Annotated in this window: 18 protein-coding genes; 9 read left to right on the plus strand and 9 right to left on the minus strand. The window is 40.4% G+C overall.

From position 1 onward, the window contains the following. Window positions 1-190: 190 nt before the first annotated feature. Genes napC through napF form a run of 7 tightly spaced genes read right to left on the minus strand, consistent with a single transcriptional unit; the run spans window position 191 to window position 6,078 of the window. On the minus strand, window positions 191-829 hold the full coding sequence (gene napC, locus SJ312_RS08290; RefSeq protein ID WP_094961336.1) for a cytochrome c-type protein NapC: 639 nt from the start codon (window positions 827-829) through the stop codon (window positions 191-193). Between the two features lie 9 nt (window positions 830-838). After that, window positions 839-1,288, minus strand: a complete 450-nt coding sequence (napB, locus tag SJ312_RS08295; RefSeq protein WP_094961335.1) for a nitrate reductase cytochrome c-type subunit — start codon at window positions 1,286-1,288, stop codon at window positions 839-841. After that, complete coding sequence (gene napH, locus SJ312_RS08300; RefSeq protein WP_004262229.1) at window positions 1,285-2,148, minus strand: quinol dehydrogenase ferredoxin subunit NapH; 864 nt, start codon at window positions 2,146-2,148, stop codon at window positions 1,285-1,287. Before napH ends, napB begins: the two co-directional genes overlap by 4 nt. Beyond that, window positions 2,135-2,845: a ferredoxin-type protein NapG gene (gene napG, locus SJ312_RS08305; RefSeq protein ID WP_004262231.1), complete on the minus strand. Its 711-nt coding sequence runs from the start codon at window positions 2,843-2,845 to the stop codon at window positions 2,135-2,137. Before napG ends, napH begins: the two co-directional genes overlap by 14 nt. Before the next feature lie 6 nt (window positions 2,846-2,851). Continuing rightward, entirely contained in the window at window positions 2,852-5,338 is a 2,487-nt protein-coding gene (gene napA / locus SJ312_RS08310; RefSeq protein WP_036958481.1) for a nitrate reductase catalytic subunit NapA, read from the minus strand. Then, window positions 5,319-5,597, minus strand: a complete 279-nt coding sequence (napD, locus tag SJ312_RS08315; protein ID WP_036958482.1) for a chaperone NapD — start codon at window positions 5,595-5,597, stop codon at window positions 5,319-5,321. The genes napA and napD overlap by 20 nt, the downstream gene beginning before the upstream one ends. Next, a complete protein-coding gene (gene napF / locus SJ312_RS08320; RefSeq protein ID WP_319867401.1) occupies window positions 5,587-6,078 on the minus strand; it encodes a ferredoxin-type protein NapF in 492 nt (163 codons plus the stop codon). The genes napD and napF overlap by 11 nt, the downstream gene beginning before the upstream one ends. 806 nt (window positions 6,079-6,884) lie before the next feature. On the opposite strand from napF, the gene nrfA reads away from it, so the two are divergent. The 8 genes from nrfA (at window position 6,885) to yegD (ending at window position 15,897) form a co-directional block, all read left to right on the plus strand. Next, window positions 6,885-8,318, plus strand: a complete 1,434-nt coding sequence (nrfA, locus tag SJ312_RS08325; RefSeq protein WP_004262239.1) for an ammonia-forming nitrite reductase cytochrome c552 subunit — start codon at window positions 6,885-6,887, stop codon at window positions 8,316-8,318. Window positions 8,319-8,365: 47 nt separating this feature from the next. Continuing rightward, the gene (gene nrfB / locus SJ312_RS08330; protein WP_004262246.1) at window positions 8,366-8,935 is read left to right on the plus strand and encodes a cytochrome c nitrite reductase pentaheme subunit; all 570 of its coding nucleotides are present in this window, start codon (window positions 8,366-8,368) and stop codon (window positions 8,933-8,935) included. Further along, window positions 8,932-9,603 (plus strand): cytochrome c nitrite reductase Fe-S protein, encoded by a 672-nt coding sequence (gene nrfC / locus SJ312_RS08335; protein WP_094961333.1) that lies wholly within the window; start codon window positions 8,932-8,934, stop codon window positions 9,601-9,603. The genes nrfB and nrfC overlap by 4 nt, the downstream gene beginning before the upstream one ends. Next, window positions 9,600-10,556: a cytochrome c nitrite reductase subunit NrfD gene (nrfD, locus tag SJ312_RS08340; RefSeq protein WP_110592182.1), complete on the plus strand. Its 957-nt coding sequence runs from the start codon at window positions 9,600-9,602 to the stop codon at window positions 10,554-10,556. The genes nrfC and nrfD overlap by 4 nt, the downstream gene beginning before the upstream one ends. 24 nt (window positions 10,557-10,580) lie before the next feature. Beyond that, window positions 10,581-12,455, plus strand: a complete 1,875-nt coding sequence (locus tag SJ312_RS08345) for a heme lyase CcmF/NrfE family subunit (protein WP_110592183.1) — start codon at window positions 10,581-10,583, stop codon at window positions 12,453-12,455. Beyond that, window positions 12,448-13,494 carry a heme lyase NrfEFG subunit NrfF gene (gene nrfF / locus SJ312_RS08350; RefSeq protein WP_004262269.1) on the plus strand — a complete coding sequence of 349 codons (1,047 nt, stop codon included), beginning with the start codon at window positions 12,448-12,450 and terminating at the stop codon, window positions 13,492-13,494. The genes SJ312_RS08345 and nrfF overlap by 8 nt, the downstream gene beginning before the upstream one ends. A gap of 329 nt (window positions 13,495-13,823) precedes the next feature. Then, on the plus strand, window positions 13,824-14,222 hold the full coding sequence (locus SJ312_RS08355) for a hypothetical protein (RefSeq protein WP_004262270.1): 399 nt from the start codon (window positions 13,824-13,826) through the stop codon (window positions 14,220-14,222). Window positions 14,223-14,544: 322 nt separating this feature from the next. Then, entirely contained in the window at window positions 14,545-15,897 is a 1,353-nt protein-coding gene (gene yegD / locus SJ312_RS08360; RefSeq protein ID WP_004262271.1) for a molecular chaperone, read from the plus strand. 68 nt (window positions 15,898-15,965) lie between these two features. Here yegD and SJ312_RS08365 read toward each other — a convergent pair whose 3' ends face one another. Together SJ312_RS08365 and SJ312_RS08370 are read right to left on the minus strand one after the other, a co-directional pair. Next, the gene (locus tag SJ312_RS08365) at window positions 15,966-16,445 is read right to left on the minus strand and encodes a DUF4822 domain-containing protein (protein ID WP_319867402.1); all 480 of its coding nucleotides are present in this window, start codon (window positions 16,443-16,445) and stop codon (window positions 15,966-15,968) included. Between the two features lie 185 nt (window positions 16,446-16,630). Continuing rightward, a complete protein-coding gene (locus SJ312_RS08370) occupies window positions 16,631-17,485 on the minus strand; it encodes a LysR family transcriptional regulator (protein ID WP_004262273.1) in 855 nt (284 codons plus the stop codon). Window positions 17,486-17,594: 109 nt separating this feature from the next. Between SJ312_RS08370 and SJ312_RS08375 the strand changes: the two genes are divergently transcribed. After that, entirely contained in the window at window positions 17,595-18,065 is a 471-nt protein-coding gene (locus SJ312_RS08375; protein WP_004262274.1) for a multidrug/biocide efflux PACE transporter, read from the plus strand. Window positions 18,066-18,353 lie beyond the last annotated feature (288 nt).

Raw genomic sequence — 18,353 nt, forward strand, 5'->3', positions numbered from 1 at the left:
TTACCCTGATTTATTATATTGTTAGTAAATGCTGCGTGACAGAAACATACAATACACATTAAAAAAGCAAATATATTGATTTAACACAAATATAACTTAGGCTGATCATACTCAAACGCATAACCAGCCTATTTATTGATCATTACTTATAATTTATCGGTATAACTCATCATAAAATGATTACCTTAAATTAAAAGCCAGGTTCAACTTCACGCATGTCCGGCAACTTATGGGCAATTCCTTTGTGACAGTCAATGCAAGTTTTACCATCCGTGATGGCTTGGTCATGCATTTTAGCTGCAACCCCTTTTTGTGCTGTGAAATCCATATACTCAAAATTGTGGCAGTTACGACACTCTTGTGAGTCGTTATTTTTCATCCGTCGCCACTCACTTTGCGCCATCGCTAACCGATGGTCTTCAAATTTTTGAGGTGTGTCGATGATGCCAAAAATTTTCCCGTATAGCTCCTTACTCGCTTGAATTTTACGCACCATTTTTGGGCCAAACTCATGCGGTACGTGACAATCTGGGCAAGTTGCGCGAACACCACTACGGTTAGTATAGTGAATAGTATCCATATATTCTTCATAGACATTCTCACGCATTTCATGGCAACTAATACAGAACTCTTCCGTATTGGCCATTTCCATACCCGTATTGAAGCCGCCCCAGAAGATAACACCACTCACAAAACCAATCAGCAATAAGGTTCCTAATGCTAAACGGCTTGGCCTACGCCACCACCGCCATACTCGGCCGAGTAACCCAAACAAGCCCTTTTTCTTCGGCTTGTCATCATTTATTTGCTTATCATTGTTATTTGACATAATTCCCCCTTATTTCCCAAAACCTTTGGATGGGGTAAATGTGTTATCAACAATCGGTGCCGTGTCTGATTGTGGCACGTGGCACTGTAGACAGAAGTAGCGGTTTGGCGCGACTTCGCCAAGAACTTTGCCTGTTGCATCCATAAAGTGCGTTGGGCTAACTCTTGGTGCCCCTGTGGTGCGATAATTTTCCACACCATGGCATTGCAAACAACGATTAGTATTAGTGGTAATTTGATAACCTTCAACACTATGTGGGATCATTGGCGGTTGATTCACATAGTTTAATGCCATTCTTTCTTGCTCTTTCGGAATATGAATGCTTCCTTCTGACGTACCGGATACTTCTGGTGATTGGGTCAGGTCTACACCATTAGCAGCCCAAACAAGACTGCTTACAACAAAGGCCATTCCAGCCACCCAACGGCTGAGCGTCTTTTTCAGGACAGGATTTTTCATGATTTTGCTCCCGAACTCCATCTTAGTGTTATTTTAAAAACATCCTCAGAACAAACATCAATGCAACGACCGCAAGTGATACAATCTTTATCTGATATCTGTGCTGGAGCTTGTTTATCTAGGACCGGTGCACGCAGAACTTGCGGCTCCGGACAAATGTGGAAACAGTCCATACAACGGCTACAGTTTTCTTTATTTTCCGCTGTAACAACTAGTGCGCCCTTACACCCTGCCACGCCATATAGCGCACCTAATGGGCAAAGGTGACCGCACCAACCATGTTCCACAACTAATAAATCGAATAAAAACAGTGCAACTAAAACCAATGCACCGCTGCCAAAACCAAAAATTAAGCTGCGCCCCATTAATGAAACTGGATTAAGCCATTCCCAAAGTAAGGTTCCTGTAATAGCAGAACCGATCAGGATAACCACCAGCAATACATAACGAATATTGCGTGGTATCGTTGCGGACTGGTTAAAATCAAACTTACGTCTTAACCACGCCGCGGCATCCGTCACTGGGTTTACAGGACAAACCCAACTGCAGAAAATACGCTTACCCAACAGTGCATAAACCCCGAATACGATAGCAGCCCCAACTAATGCTGAGATCCCCGGTAAGTAACCACTTGCTAAGCTCTCTAAGGTGATTAATGGGTCAGTCAAAGGTACGGTATCTAACAATAAGCTACTGCTGTAGTTACCATGTAAAATCCACACCCCAAACCATGGCCCACTCAAGAACATCGCTAACACCAGCAATTGGCTTATGCGTCTAAATACCAACCACTTGTGGCTCTGCCACCAACCTTTTTTTGCCTGAGCTTCACGTCCGGCATCACGTTTACGATTCGCCATTGTTACCCTCCAGCCAACCAAAGCGGTAATGGTGTCCTAACTCACCTTTTGCTAACGACCTTGGTAATACCTTGATAGCCGCCTCTTCCAATACACAAGCCTGTTCACATTTACCGCATCCCGTGCAGTAGTTGCTATTGACTGTGGGTAAGAAGCGCGCGTGCTTACCTGTTCGGTGGTTTTGTTCAAGTTCCAATGTGATGGCTTCATCTATCAGCGGACATACGCGGTAACATACATCACACCTTAGCCCTTGAAAGTTCAGGCAGTTTTCCTGATCGAGTAAAACGGCTAACCCCATGCGTGCATCATTAATTGACTCAATGTCTTTATCCAATGCACCACTTGGGCAAACTTTGGCGCAAGGAATATCCTCACACATTTCACACGGGTTTTCTCGAGCGATGAAGTACGGCGTTCCTGAAGCCAAGCCTGATGCCAATGTCGCTAATTTCAACATGTCATACGGACAGGCTTGAACGCATTGCCCACAACGGACACATGCACTGGCAAATGCTTTTTCATCAAGAGCTCCCGGCGGGCGAAGCTTAACACCACTCGCACGGGAAGTTTGTTGCTGAAGCCCCAGCACCACACCAACAGCCGCCAACCCACCCGCAGTGCGGGCGACATCGCGTAAAAAGCGACGACGACTGTTCTGGGACTTAGCCTGTTGAGACTTAGCTTTCTGGGGCATGAGTAATTACACCTTTTCCAGTTTAACGGCACATTTTTTGTAATCCGTTTCTTTTGAAAGCGGATCGGTTGCATCCAGTGTTAAGTTATTCACTAGCTGCGCAGCATCGAAGAACGCCATGTAAACTAAGCCTTTTGGTGGTCTATTACGGCCACGAGTTTCAACAATCGTGGTCACATCACCACGGCGTGAAACTACTTTGACTTTATCACCACGGCGTAAACCTCTCTCTTTCGCATCGATTGGATGTATAAACACAAGAGATTCAGGGAAAGCACGGTGTAGTTCAGGAACACGGCGTGTCATACTACCGGTATGCCAATGTTCTAATACACGGCCTGTTGATAACCATAAGTCATATTCTTTATCTGGCGATTCCGCAGCAGGTTCAAATGGCAGTGCAAAAATGACCGCTTTACCATCAGGTTTACCGTAGAATTGATAACCCGCGCCAGCCTTAACGTAAGGGTCATTTCCTTCGCTATAACGCCACTGCGTTTCTTTGCCATCAACCACTGGCCAACGGATACCGCGCGCTTTGTGGTAATCATCAAAATCAGCCAAGTCATGACCATGACCGCGACCAAAGCCAGCGTATTCTTCGAACAGCCCTTTTTGTAAGTAGAAGCCTAATTCACGTGATTCATCGTTAAGTTGGTCTTCGGCTAACTCGCTTACAGGGAACTTCGTTACCGCTTGGTTAGCGAATAACACGTCATACAACGTTTTACCGCGTAATTCAGGTTTTTTCGCGAGTAACTCTTCAGGCCACACTTCATCCGTTGTAAAGCGTTTAGAGAACAACACCATCTGCATTAAGTCAGATTTCGCTTCGCCTGGTGCTTTAACTTGCTGACGCCAAAACTGAGTACGACGTTCCGCATTACCGTAAGCGCCTTCTTTTTCTACCCACATTGCTGTTGGTAAAATCAAGTCAGCAGCTAACGCACTTACTGTTGGATAGGGGTCAGAAACCACAATAAAGTTGCGAGGGTCACGCCAACCTGGCATACGCTCTTGGTTGATATTCGGGCCCGCTTGCATATTGTTGTTACACATTACCCAGTAAAAATTCAATTTACCGTCTTTTAAAGCGCGGTCTTGGGCAACAGCGTGTAAACCGACTTTTTCAGGGATCGTCCCAGCAGGCAACCCCCACACACCTTCCACTTTCTCACGGTGTTTTTCATTAGTAACCACCATGTCCGCTGGTAAACGGTGTGAGAACGTACCAACTTCACGAGCGGTACCACACGCTGATGGCTGACCGGTTAATGAGAACGGCCCACAGCCAGGTTGAGAAATTTTCCCTGTCAGTAAGTGCAGGTTATACACTAAGTTATTTGCCCAAACACCGCGAGTGTGCTGGTTAAAGCCCATGGTCCAATAAGAAACCACTTTAGTTTTAGGGTCTGCGTAAAGTTTAGCGAGTTCTTCTAACTGATCTTTTGGAACCCCTGTCATTTCTACAGTTTTGTCTAAAGTATATTCCGCAACAAAGGCTTTATATTCATCCCACGTCATTGGCTCAGATGCATCAGAACCTGCATTTTTCGCTTTTTGTTCGAGTGGATGAGTTGGGCGTAATCCATAACCGATATCTGTTGCACCACGACGTAAATTCACGTGTTTATCAAGGAATTCCTGATTAACTGCATTATTTTGAATAATATAATTCGCAATATAGTTCAGGATCACTAAGTCAGATTGTGGTGTAAAAACGATACCGTTATCCGCTAATTCAAAGCTACGGTGTTTAAAAGTCGATAACACGGCAACACGCACGTCAGGGTTAGACAGACGGCGGTTGGTGATACGAGACCACAAGATTGGGTGCATTTCTGCCATGTTTGAGCCCCAAAGGACAAACGCGTCAGCATGCTCAATGTCATCATAACAACCCATTGGCTCATCCATACCGAAAGTACGCATGAAGCCCACTACCGCAGAAGCCATACAGTGGCGTGCATTAGGGTCTAAGTTATTAGAACGGAATCCACCTTTGAACAGTTTTGATGCTGCATAGCCTTCCCAAACTGTCCACTGACCCGAACCGAACATACCGATCCCTTCAGGGCCTTTTTCTTTTAATGTGGTTTTGACTTTTTCTTCCATAACATCAAAGGCTTGTTCCCACGTGATCGGTGTGAACTCCCCATTTTTGTCATATTCACCGTCTTTCATACGCAACATTGGCTGCGTTAAACGGTCTTTTCCGTACATGATTTTAGGTAAGAAATACCCTTTGATACAGTTTAGACCACGGTTTACAGGCGCTTCTGGGTCACCTTGGCTGGCCACGATGCGACCATTTTGAGTTCCCACCAATACCCCACAGCCTGTACCACAAAAACGGCAAGGGGCTTTGTCCCATTTAATACTTTCTTGTTGGCCAACCACTGCTTTCGCAATGCTTGGTGCGCCAATACCTGCCGCCGCAGCAGCGGCCGCTATCGCATTGGCTTTCATAAAGCTACGACGACTGAGTTTCATAATCTTCCTCACCTTGCTCTTCCTGCTGGTGGTAAACCAGCGAAACATCTAGTACGCCGTCAATATCGCGTACTAAATCAATAGTATCTAACAACGTTCTACTACCTTGCCCTTCAACAACCACAATCAGTTTTCCGTTTTCTGGGGCGCTTAACGCCACCTCACAATTAGAAAGTTGATTAATTTCTTCGGCCACAGTAGACAGTCGTTCACTTTTTACTTGTACTATTAAACTGCACACTTGATAGTTACTGTGCATGTTCATGCTCCACGGTAATGGCTGAAACTAGGCAACCTGCGACACAAGCACCACAGCCTGTACAACCTGGTGTTTCTACTTTTGGCTGGTATATACCGGCCATTGACGGACGAAAAGAGATGACTTCAGGCTCACAACTGTCTTGGCAACGTCGACATTCAATCGAAAGATAAGCAAGACAATTTTGGCCAATCGAAATTGAGATATCCCAAGGTTGGGAATGTTTTGGAAGGAAAATAGGTTCTGGACATGCTGTTGCACATGCATAGCAAAATGTACATTCACCACGCTTAAAATCAACAACAGGGTAGCCCCCTGCTCCCGGTTGGATAATTGCCGTTTCGCAACTCTCAACGCAGGCATTGCAACGGGTACACAATTCAATAAATTGCGTTTCACTACCACTCCATGGCGGCCGAACCACTGGGGCTGCACTACGCCACGCACCAGTTAATACTCCCCGACGGGTGAGATCAACCATGTTTTTTTCCTTTACATTGCCAACAAAAAAACTAAAACGTATTGATAAACCGCATTTTTTATATGTGTATTTATGAGAAATATTAACGATAGAGGTTATAAAAATACATACTACCAAGTGGGTAAAAGAGGTAATTCCCCGTATACGACTAGAAATGACAACATTTACGTTATTTACTCGCTATTAGCTAAAAATAGCATCAAAATGATAAACAAACAGGCCTTTTTAATTATTTGTTAACATTTTTTTAATATGAGTTATTAATTTAAACTCAAGTTTTAATTTTTTAAATTATAACACCAACCAAAAACTACCACTAAAGTGGTATGCGCAATGTCATTTAGAAAAAAAATATCTGTGTTTTTTTTGATATTAAACAAATTTCATTTCTAACTTTATTTTAAAAACAACCATTAAATATTAAACATAAAAAAATTATTTTAAAATCAATAAAATAGAATTGGATAACGCTAAGCATCAGAATAAGAATCATTACTAATTAATTATTGAAACTAACAATTTAAAACTATTGAAAAATAACTATATCAATTTCAATAATACCTATTTTTTATTATTTCTTCACATTCTATTTCCTTATTACAAATTAACTTTTGATCAAAAACAATATTTTTAGTGTGGTTTTTTGTTACACATATAAATTGGCAATGTCTTGGTAGTATCTGTGCGCTTACTATCAAACCTAAATAACAAAAAGATACCCAAAATAGTTCGAGTCATAGGTCACAATACAAACACAACTCGAAAAATGAAGGGATGACTGGCTAAAATTACTCGAGGCCCTTTTTATGGCAAACATAAGAAATAATGCACTATGCTTATTGAGTCTGGTTGCAGGAATATTTCTCTTTACCTCTGTTCATGCTCAAACTCCTACTAAAGATAGTACATCTACCATCAATGCTCGAAATGAAACTTTCGAAGCCGCTCACCCTGACCAGTACCACTCTTGGCGAGCAACATCCGAGCAATCAAACCGTGAAGATGCATTAGCGGAAGACCCTCGCTTAGTCGTACTGTGGGCTGGATACCCATTCTCACGCGACTACAACAAACCTCGTGGTCACGCCTATGCGGTCATCGACGTCCGTGAAACCTTACGAACCGGTGCTCCTAAAGACGCCCAAGATGGTCCACTTCCGATGGCATGTTGGAGCTGTAAAAGCCCCGATGTGGCGAGGCTAATCCAAGAACATGGCGAAGACGGCTATTTCGAAGGTAAGTGGGCAAAAGGTGGCCCCGAAGTGGTTAATGTCTTAGGCTGTGCAGATTGTCATAAAACAGACTCTGCGGATTTTGCAAAAGGTAAACCAGAGCTAACGCTTTCACGCCCTTATGCAGAGCGTGCAATGGAAGCGATTGGCAAACCGTTTGATAAAGCCAGTCGGTTCGATCAGCAATCCATGGTGTGTGGACAATGTCACGTGGAATACTATTTCTCTGGCGATAAAAAATCAGTGAAATTCCCATGGGATAACGGTACCAAAGTCGAAGATATGGAAGTCTACTACGACAACATTGGTTTCTCTGACTGGACCAACTCATTGTCGAAAGCGCCTATGCTAAAAGCCCAACACCCTGAATATGAAACTTGGAGTGCGGGTATTCATGGCAAAAATAACGTGACCTGTATTGACTGCCATATGCCAAAACTGCAAAACGAAAAAGGCGAACTGTACACCAGCCATAAAATTGGTAATCCATTCGATAATTTCGAACAAACTTGTAGCACTTGCCATACCCAAAGCAAACAACAACTGCAAGATGTGGTTGCTGAACGTAAAGTCGCTATCCAAGAGATGAAAATCAAAGCGGAAGATCAATTAGTTCGTGCTCACTTTGAAGCAAAAGCTGCATGGGATGCAGGCGCAACAGAAGATGAAATGAAGCCAATTTTGACTGATATTCGTCATGCACAATGGCGTTGGGATTTAGCTATCGCCTCCCACGGTATTCATATGCACGCACCGGATGAAGGCCTGCGTATGTTAGGTGGTTCGATGGATAAAGCGGCAGATGCACGAACCAAGCTCGCTCGCCTGTTAGGCTCAAAAGGCATCACCCATGAAATTGCCATTCCAGATATTTCAACCAAGGAAAAAGCGCAACAAGCCATTGGTTTAGATATGCAAAAAATCAATGCGGAAAAACAAGAGTTCTTAAAAACTGTGGTTCCGCAATGGGATGACCAAGCTCGTAAAAATGACCTATTAGCCAAATAACCATGATTTGCCCCAAATAATGGGGCAATACAACCAATGGAGTGAATATGAGCGTACTACGTTCGTTATTAACTGCTGGGGTGCTGGCAACAGGCTTATTATGGGCAACAGCCGCATCCGCAACCCCACAAATGGCCCAAGAAAATGCAGAAGGCCGTTGGGTTGTCACGCAGCAACGCAGCGCTGACAAAGCCTGCTTAGACTGCCATAAACCTGACCAAGAAGGCATGCATGGCACTCACGCAGAAGTGGTTAACCCTAACAATAATTTACCCGTGACTTGTACCAACTGCCACGGTAACCCAGGGCCTGATCACCGTGAAGGCGTCAAAGATGTCATGCGCTTTAACAACCCAATGTATACCGTTGAGCAACAAAACAGTGTCTGTCTATCATGTCACTTACCGGAGCAGCTGCAAAAAGCGTTCTGGCCTCATGATGTTCACGTCACCAAAGTAGCCTGCGCGAGTTGCCATGACCTTCATCCGAAACAAGATACGATGAAGGTGCTGACTGATAAGGGCAAAGTAAAAATATGTGTCGACTGCCACTCAGATCAACGCAATAACCCTGATTTCAACCCAGCAGCGGTGAAATTGCGTAAGGAGCAGCCATGAGTTGTTCTCGTCGTCAATTCATTATCTACTCAGGAGCACTGGCGGCGGTAGGAGGAGTTGCTAGCCATACGCTAGCTAACACCATGAAAATAGATGGCGTTCGCTACGGCATGGTGCACGATGAAAATCTGTGCATCGGCTGTACGGCGTGTATGGATGCATGCCGAGAGGTTAACCAAGTCCCAGAAGGTGTTTCGCGGTTAACTATCATCCGTAGTGAGCCTATTGGCCAGTTTCCTGATGTTAAATACCGTTTTTTTCGCCACTCCTGTCAACATTGTGAAAGTGCACCTTGTGTCGATGTTTGCCCTACTGGTGCCTCTTTTATTGATAAAACGACAGGGATTGTTGATGTCAACCCTGACTTATGTGTCGGCTGCCAATACTGTATTGCTGCCTGCCCTTATCGCGTCAGGTTTATTCACCCCATCAATAAAACCGCGGATAAATGTGATTTCTGCCGTAAAACGAATCTAAAAAAGGGCAAGCAGCCGGCTTGCGTCGAATCTTGCCCAACCAAAGCATTAACCTTTGGTAATTTAGATGACCCTAAGAGCGATATTTCGTTGATGCTAAAAGAAAAACCGACTTATCGATTCAAAATTGCACTCGGTACTCACCCCAAAATGTATCGGGTTCCGTTCAAATATGGGGAGGTTAGCCAATGACAACAGCTTCTGCTTTCCATTTTGAATCCTTAGTGTGGGACTGGCCCATTGCGGTTTACTTATTCTTAATTGGTATTTCGGCTGGGCTTGTGGTACTTGCGGTACTTATGCGCCAGTATTATCCCACTTCGGCTGGCAGTGATAGCACTCTAATGCGCACAACACTGATTTTAGCTCCGACGACGATCATCTTTGGGTTATTGATCTTAATTCTTCATTTGACGCGTCCATGGACGTTCTGGAAATTAATGTTTCATTACAGCCCGACCTCAGTTATGTCGATGGGTGTGATGTTATTCCAAGTGTATATGGCAGTGCTTGTTATTTGGCTAGCTAAAATCTATGAAAAAGAACTCATTGTTTTACAGCAAAAATGGCTGCCCAAATTTACTATCATCCCAAGAGTATTAACCCTGCTAAACCGTGCAATGCGTTTTCTGGATATTGTGATGCTCGTATTGGCCATTTTGCTTGGGGCTTATACCGGTTTTTTACTTTCAGCATTAAAATCTTATCCATTCTTAAACAACCCATTATTACCAGCTTTATTCCTATTTTCAGGAATATCTTCAGGTATTGCGGTATCACTCATAGCAATCGCATTGCGCTACCGCAAAAATATTCATAACGGCGAAACCGCATTTTTGCACCGTATCGAAAGCTTTGTTATTTGGTTGGAGATATTCCTATTAGCGGCCTTTTTTGTCGGGTTAGCTTTAGGAGACGATGGGAAAATCCGTTCATTAATTGCTGCATTAGGCGGTGGTTTCTGGACTTGGTGGTTTTGGATTGGTGTTGTCGGGTTTGGTTTTATTATTCCACTTCTATTCAAGAAATGGATGGATAAAGGACAAGGCGCAGCAAGAGTATTGATTATCAGTGGTGCAAGCTTACTGGGTGTCTTCTGCTTACGCTTCTTTGTGTTATACGCAGGGCAGTTGACCGTCGCATAACTCACTAAATAATAAGGGTAATCATTGGAACTCATACTCCCAGAAATTGGCTTTCTCTGCCTTGCATTGGCACTGTGTATTGCCTGTTTTCAAGTATCATTCGGAGTTATTGGTTTCTTCCGCCATATTCCGAGGCAAATGCCTCGGAATATTCTTTGGACCTACTTACAATTTCTTTTCTTGCTCGTTGCTTATATTTGTTTAACTATCAGTTTTATTCAAAGTGACTTTTCGGTCGTATATGTGGCGCAACATAGCCATCGGCTATCGCCGCTATATATTAAAATTGCGGCAGTATGGGGAGGCCATGAAGGGTCAATATTTCTTTGGCTGCTGTTTATCTCAGCTTGGAGTTGTCTATTTGCATGGCGTTATCGCCAGCAAACTCATCTCGTGTTTCCTCTCACACTAACGCTTCTTGCCATTATCAGTGCGGCATTATTACTGTTTATCGTATTTTATTCTGACCCCTTTGTTCGCATTTTTCCTCCCGCTATTGAAGGGAGAGATCTCAACCCAATGCTGCAACATTGGGGATTAATATTACATCCCCCTCTACTTTATTTAGGCTATAGCGGGTTAATGGTCGTAACCGCCTTAGCGCTTGCATCTACACTTTGCGGGCAATTTAACCAAACTATCGCCGGGCTCTGTTGGCGCTTTGTCGTTCCTAGTTGGTGCATACTCACTTTGGGTATCACTCTTGGGTCATGGTGGGCATACAGTGAACTTGGTTGGGGTGGTTGGTGGTTTTGGGACCCTGTTGAAAATGCGTCATTATTGCCATGGCTAAGTGCAACTGCCCTATTTCATAGCTTAACAGTCTCACGCAAAACTGGGCACTATCGCCACTGGTCTATATTGCTGGCAATTCTTACGTTTATTTTATCTTTATTAGGCACATTAATTGTACGCTCAGGGATTTTAATGTCTGTCCATGCGTTTGCTTTGGATAACGTTAGGGCTGCTCCCCTCTTTTTATTGTTCAGTTTTCTGAGTTTCGGGGCTTTATGTATATATGGTTGGAAAGCTAAAAATATCGATAATTTACCAACTAATATTAATCGCCGTCAGCTTTACTTATTACTCACTTTAATCCTATTTTCTACTGTATTATTTATTGTCCTGACGGGCACGCTTTACCCAATGATTTATACGTTATTTGGTTGGGGGAAAATATCGGTTGGGGCGCCTTATTTTAACCAAGCGTTATTACCATTTGGTATTTTAATGCTAATCATAATGGCTGTAAGTGCCATTTATCCTCTTAGCAAAACTCGCATTAAACCCCAATGGCGTATTCTTTTAATTATACTTCTCAGTGTGTTATTAAGCTTATCTCTTTGGTCTAAAGGGCTTATTATCGCCATTTCTTGTGGTTTTTTATTTGCAATTTTGCTTATCTTTTGGCTACGTCCTATCGATGCTATTCGGCAACATTTCCCTTCCCTTATCGCTCATACAGGAGTTGTAATTTTTGCTACTGGTATTGCCTTGTCAATTGGTAGCCACCACGAAACGAGTGTTAATCTTTCTGTTGGGCAATCTATTTCACTCGCCGGTTATCAATTCCAATTCAACGAACTGCAACTTGAAGCTAAATCTAATTACACGACCGAAAAGGCTATTATACAAATTAGCAAAGCTGGCCAGCCATTACACCAGTTAATCACCGAGCGCCGCCTTTATACCGCTCGCCAGCAATTAATGATTGAACCTGGTATATATTGGGGATGGTTACGCAATTGGTATGCGGTATTAGGTGAGAAAACCGGAACAAATAGCTACGCGATACGCCTTTACGTGCAAGATGGCATTCAATGGATTTGGGGCGGTGCATTTGTGATGTGTTTTGGCCTATTAATAAGCTGGGTAAAAGGGAGAATAAAAAATGCTTAGAATCCTATTAGCACTATTTTTCCTATTTTTCTCTTTTATATCCAATGCTCAAATCGTTGATGTGTGGGAATTTAATTCCATTGAAGAACAAGAGTATTCTTTGCAGATCGCCTCACAGCTACGTTGCCCGCAATGCCAAAACCAAAATTTACTCGAATCCAATGCCCCCACAGCAGTAAGTATGCGCCACCAAGTTTTTAAAATGGTTGCAGAAGGAAAAGATAAAGCGCAAATCATGCACTATATGACCGAACGATATGGTGATTTCGTGCTGTATAACCCACCGCTAACGATTGGAACTGCCCTGCTTTGGGGATTGCCTGCTATTGCTCTGATTGGCATTTTTTATTTCATTTTCAAATTTACTCGGTCACAAAAACAGCAACTTATAGAGAACAATTTTAGCCATCGACAAATATCCGAGCAATTATTACCCCCAGATATAACAACACCCTCGACTATCCTGCAATGGCATTTTAATAAATTACTTGCCATATTAATTGTGTTGGTTGTTATTGGTTACTTCTTCTCACCTCGATTTGAATTAGCTTATCAGGAATATCAACGTATATCCGATCCACTGCTCTCATTCACACCATTGCAGCAAGAACAAAAGGATTTATTACGCTTACAAAATGATATTCGTCAATCGCCTAAAAATAGTGAACTTTGGGCTATACTGGGTGAATATTATCTTTATCAAAACAGTTATGATAATGCGTTGATTGCTTATCAAAGAGCACTAAAATATGGCGGCGAAAATGCTCAAATATACTCTGCTATTGCAACCGTTTTATATTACCAAGCAGGTCAACAGCTAACCGAAGATATCAGAGCGGTAATCAATAAAGCATTAAGCCTTGACAATCAAGAGGTTACCGCATTAATGCTAGTTGCTTCTGATGCCTTTATGAATGCAAATTATGAGCAAGCGATTGATATTTGGCAAAAGTTATTAGATAGTAATAGTTCTCGTATTAATCGCTCTCAGCTCATTGAAGCTATTCATATGGCAAAAATAATGAAGAATAAAAAATAATAATCTTATCTTTATTATTAATTTTATTACGCTAGGGATTAATACATACTAAATTATCACAGTAGTGATAAAATATTCTTTTATGAATGTCTATTTATTTAAATGTGTAATTTTTCGTTTCTTATTGATTACCATTGTGTCCCCCCTATATTACTTCAAATAATCTTATGTTAGATTGGCAACAGTAAATTATCCCAAATGTAATCCAAGTATATCTCCGTAAGTGAAATTATCAATTAAAATTTAGCTTATGGTGATAAATTTTATTTACTTTTATATTATGGCATTCATTGGGAGGTTCAAAAATAATAACATAAGAAATAAACACTATGAAAAATAAAATATTTTCATTTTTAGTTATTGGCCTAATTGCAGGCGCGTCCTTTATAGGAGGCGTTGTAAGTAACTATACACCTGATTTAGACATTGTAGAAAAATCTCAAAAAGCGGTTGAAGATTTTTTAGCATTTCCCAAAACAGCCGAGTATAAAAATGTTAAATATCATGAGATAAGAGAAACCTTAGACCATGGTATGCTAGGCTATGTATGCGGTGAAGTACTTATTTTTACTAGCCAAAATTCATATTCATTTAAACGTTTTGTGGTCAAAACTTATCTTCATAATGATGGACGTAATGTTGTTTCCATTCCATTAATCGATAGAGATGATAAAGAATTTCCTGATAATGACTTTAATGTTATTTGGAATAAGTATTGTAATAATTAAGTAAATATAAAACCCAACTGTTTAAATAAGATATTTCCGAGCCCTTTAAAATTTCATTAATATATCAAAGGGCTCAAATTAAATATTACATAAAAAACTATATTCTCTTTAGATATCTGTCATTCCGTAAATCAATCTTTTAATGATGATTACATTTTATCGTGGAGACTCTGTACTAACAGAGCATCTAGGCAAAATGCGATCAATTCAGACTATCTCCTTTTGAGCTATCCCTCATATAGAATTATTTTTCAATAGTAATTCATCCCTGCTTGATATAAAGTCTCAGCCTTTTTTCAAAATAGTTACTCTTGGAGGCGAAATGTTTATCGGTTTTGATTACGGTACATCTAACTGCGCTGTTGCGGTCATGAAGAACGGGATCCCCACATTATTACCATTAGAAGGCGATAACGTTTATATCCCATCAACCTTATGCGCACCGACAAGAGAATCCGTCTCTGAGCATTTATTTCGCCATTGTAAAATCGCTCCCTCGAATGAAATCGGGCAGCAAATTTTAAAAAGATCTATCGCATTTAACCGTGATGAAGGGATCGATTTAATGCCTGAAGACATCGTATTTGGGCAAGCCGCTTTAGATTTATATTTAAGTGATCCTAGAGATGTATATTATGTGAAGTCCCCTAAATCATTTTTGGGAGCATCTGGCTTACATGAGACTCAAATTAGTTTTTTTGAAGACCTTGTCTGCGCCATGATGAAAAATATAAAGAATACCGCAGAAAATAATTTACAACAGATTATTGATGATACTGTGATTGGACGCCCTATTAACTTTCATGGTCGTGGAGGGGAACTCTCGAACCAACAAGCAGAATCAATACTCTATCGCGCGGCAAAACGCGCAGGATTTAATCATATTACTTTTCAATTCGAACCCGTAGCCGCAGGGCTTGAATATGAATCAACATTAAATAAAGACCAGATTATCCTAGTCGTTGATATTGGTGGTGGAACAACGGATTGTTCATTAATCCAAATGGGGCCCACTTATAGAAATGCACAAGACAGAACACAATCCTTACTTGCTCATAGTGGACAACGGGTGGGTGGAAATGACCTTGATATTTACCTTGCATTAAAACAATTGATGCCGCTTTTTGGGATGGAAAGCCAATCTTTATCAGGCATTAAAATGCCATTCCTTCAATTTTGGAACCCTATTGCTATCAATAATGTTGAAGCACAAAAAGAGTTTTATTCAAGACAAAATTTGACAGCGTTAACACGCTTAAAACAAGATGCAAAAGAACCTCAAATAATATCTCGATTACTAGAAGTTTATAATGAAACATTAGGTTATAGCTTAGTACGTAAAGCTGAAGAAGCTAAAATTGCTTTATCAGACGCCTCAAGCTATTTAGCACAAATTAAATTAATTTCTGAAAAATTAGAAGTGAATATTCCCCATGAACAAATGGTGGAATCAATTGAATCACCAAAAAGTAAAATGATTGAATTGGTTAAAGAAGCAGTCAACCAAGGCGGGGTCAAACCTGATGCTATTTACGTTACAGGTGGGAGTGCTCGTTCCCCAATATTACACCAAGCTATTAGCCAAGAATTACCTAATATTCCGATAGTACGTGGGGATGATTTTGGTTCCGTTACTGCAGGGTTAACGCGTTGGGCTGAGACTTGTTTTAAATAAGCGACAGAAACACTAATAGCGCAGAATAAATAAGATTCATATTTAGACTGCGCTATTAGTACAAAATATTATTTCTTAACTTTATGAACAATATCAAAGTACTTATCTTTATTATCTTGTTCTGGATAAATACGATATGTGTATTCTTCTGGGGTTACTGTGACATTTTCAACAATACGAGTAAACAAGACTTTACCCTCGTCATCTTTCGCTGTTAATGAGCGAGTTTTGCCATTTTCATCAAATGACCAGTCACCTTTCATTTTAGGTTTTCCATCAAACGTGGTCATATTAAATGTACCGTCTGGATAATACTCAGCTAAACCAAAAAAGTTAGCGACTTGTTTATCATCTGCATTAACTTCTTTTTTATCTTGATCTAAAGCTTCTGTCGTTGTCCAAACTTTGCCTACCATAATTTCTTCGTAAGCATTTAATTTATGTTCCGCATTCTGTGATTGGCTTGCTGCTGGAGTTGTAGCTGCTTGAACAGCAAATGACATAGTAGATACAACAGCAAAGAGTGTAGGTACTAATAATTTTTTCATTTTTATCCTCTAATAAATTAACTCAAACAACAATTTGATTAAGTTAAGATTAGCGATATAAAACCAATTTTGAAAATTATATTACGTTTATTTACAAGATAATATCTTATTACAATTAGTAAATACTATTTTACAATAAAAAATATATCGAAAATTCATGAATTTTAAAATTAATACTCTTAATTTTAGCTATCAAGCAATTTATTAATCAACCAGTACCCCGCTTTTCCGGGTGGATTATTCTTAGACCAAACTAAATCCACATCAATTTTACGTGGCCATAAATCATAATTAATACTCACTAAACGGTTATGTCCAAATTGCTTAACTAACCATGTTGGTAATATTGCCCATCCAGCCCCTTGTTCTGCCATTTCTAATAATAATAAATAATTAGGTGCAAACCAGTTCTTTTCACTATTAATAATAATTTGGCTGCTACTGCTTAGCCGTAATTGACGAGTCATCGTTAAATGTTGATAAGTTATTTTTTTCTCTTTAGCTAATGGATGACTATCTAATACATATAAACCTAATTCACCTTGAATAGGTAAACGAGAAAAAGAAATATCCGCAGGATATTCTGTACGAGACTCCATCATACCAACATGGGCTTGTTGGTTCTGGATCATTTCGATAACAGCATTATTTTCTGCAATTAAAAACTCAAACTCAAGATGCGGAAATTGCCTATCTAATGTTGTTACAATATGCTCAGCATGAGGTGGCTGATAGGTATCTGAAAAAGCACAACTTAACCTGGGCTCAATATCAGGGAGCAACTCAACTCTAAGCGCTTGAAGACGCTCATCTGCTGATAAAATATCCTCAACTAAGCTCAAAACTTTTCTACCTGCAAAAGTCAATGTTGATTCACGCCCCTGCCTATCAAATAACGCAAACCCCAAATCGTCTTCAAAACCACTGATTGTCGTACTGACAGTTGATTGGCTTTTATTTAATTTACGTGCCGCAGCAGAGAATGACTTTAAGGATGCCGCTTCCACAAAGGTACGCAATGTTTCTATAGAATAGTTCATAAGGTATCGCTTTTTTCGATGGCTGCCATTTTGTATATATATAAAAAATAGCAAATAATTGCACCCGATTTTTACCTAAAAATTAATTTTCTATATCTTTGAGGTAGTTATGAGCAAGTATACAAAAACATTAACTGAGCGAATTTTTCATGCAGTTTCATTTGAGGTCATCGCAATTGCGATAACTGCACCGGTCAGTGCGTGGCTTTTAGGACGCTCAATTTTCCAAATGGGAACAGTAGCTATTGTCTTATCGACGCTGGCAATGCTATTAAACTTATTTTATAACATGGCCTTTGACCGTTATTGGCCTTTATCCAAGGGGTCTCGCCCAGCCAAAGTGCGTGTTTTTCATGCTGTTGGTTTTGAATTAAGCTTTGTGATCATGGGTGTCCCAATGCTGGCGTTTTTACTTCAAATGTCATTCTTAGATGCATTCTTACTTGAAATCGGCTTTTTTGTCTTTTTCTTATTTTATACTTATGCGTTTAATCTTGGATATGACCTTTTACGTGTCCGTTGGTTTGCAAATAGAGAGAACGCTGTAAGTATCTCTGAAGCGGTAGCTAAACGCTCTTAATTTTACTATTAATAAATATTCGAACACCGTGTTGCTTATCTTCACGGTGTTCTTTGTATATTAAAACCCCTATAAACACGCCGAAATAATCCTCTTTTTTTGCAAAAAATAAAATAGAGAATGATATTTAACTAATTTATCACACAATTAACCTCATTAAGGCTTGGCTACTCACCAAGCCTTTTTACTTATAAATAATATTTCATTAAAAATCAAAATATTAACAAATTATAATATGCACCCACCAAAGTTGATAATAACTATCATTTGCAATTGATAATTATTAAC

This window comes from Providencia sp. CIM-Carb-044, from assembly GCF_033901115.1.
In the GTDB taxonomy this organism is placed as follows: Bacteria; Pseudomonadota; Gammaproteobacteria; order Enterobacterales; family Enterobacteriaceae; genus Providencia; species Providencia hangzhouensis.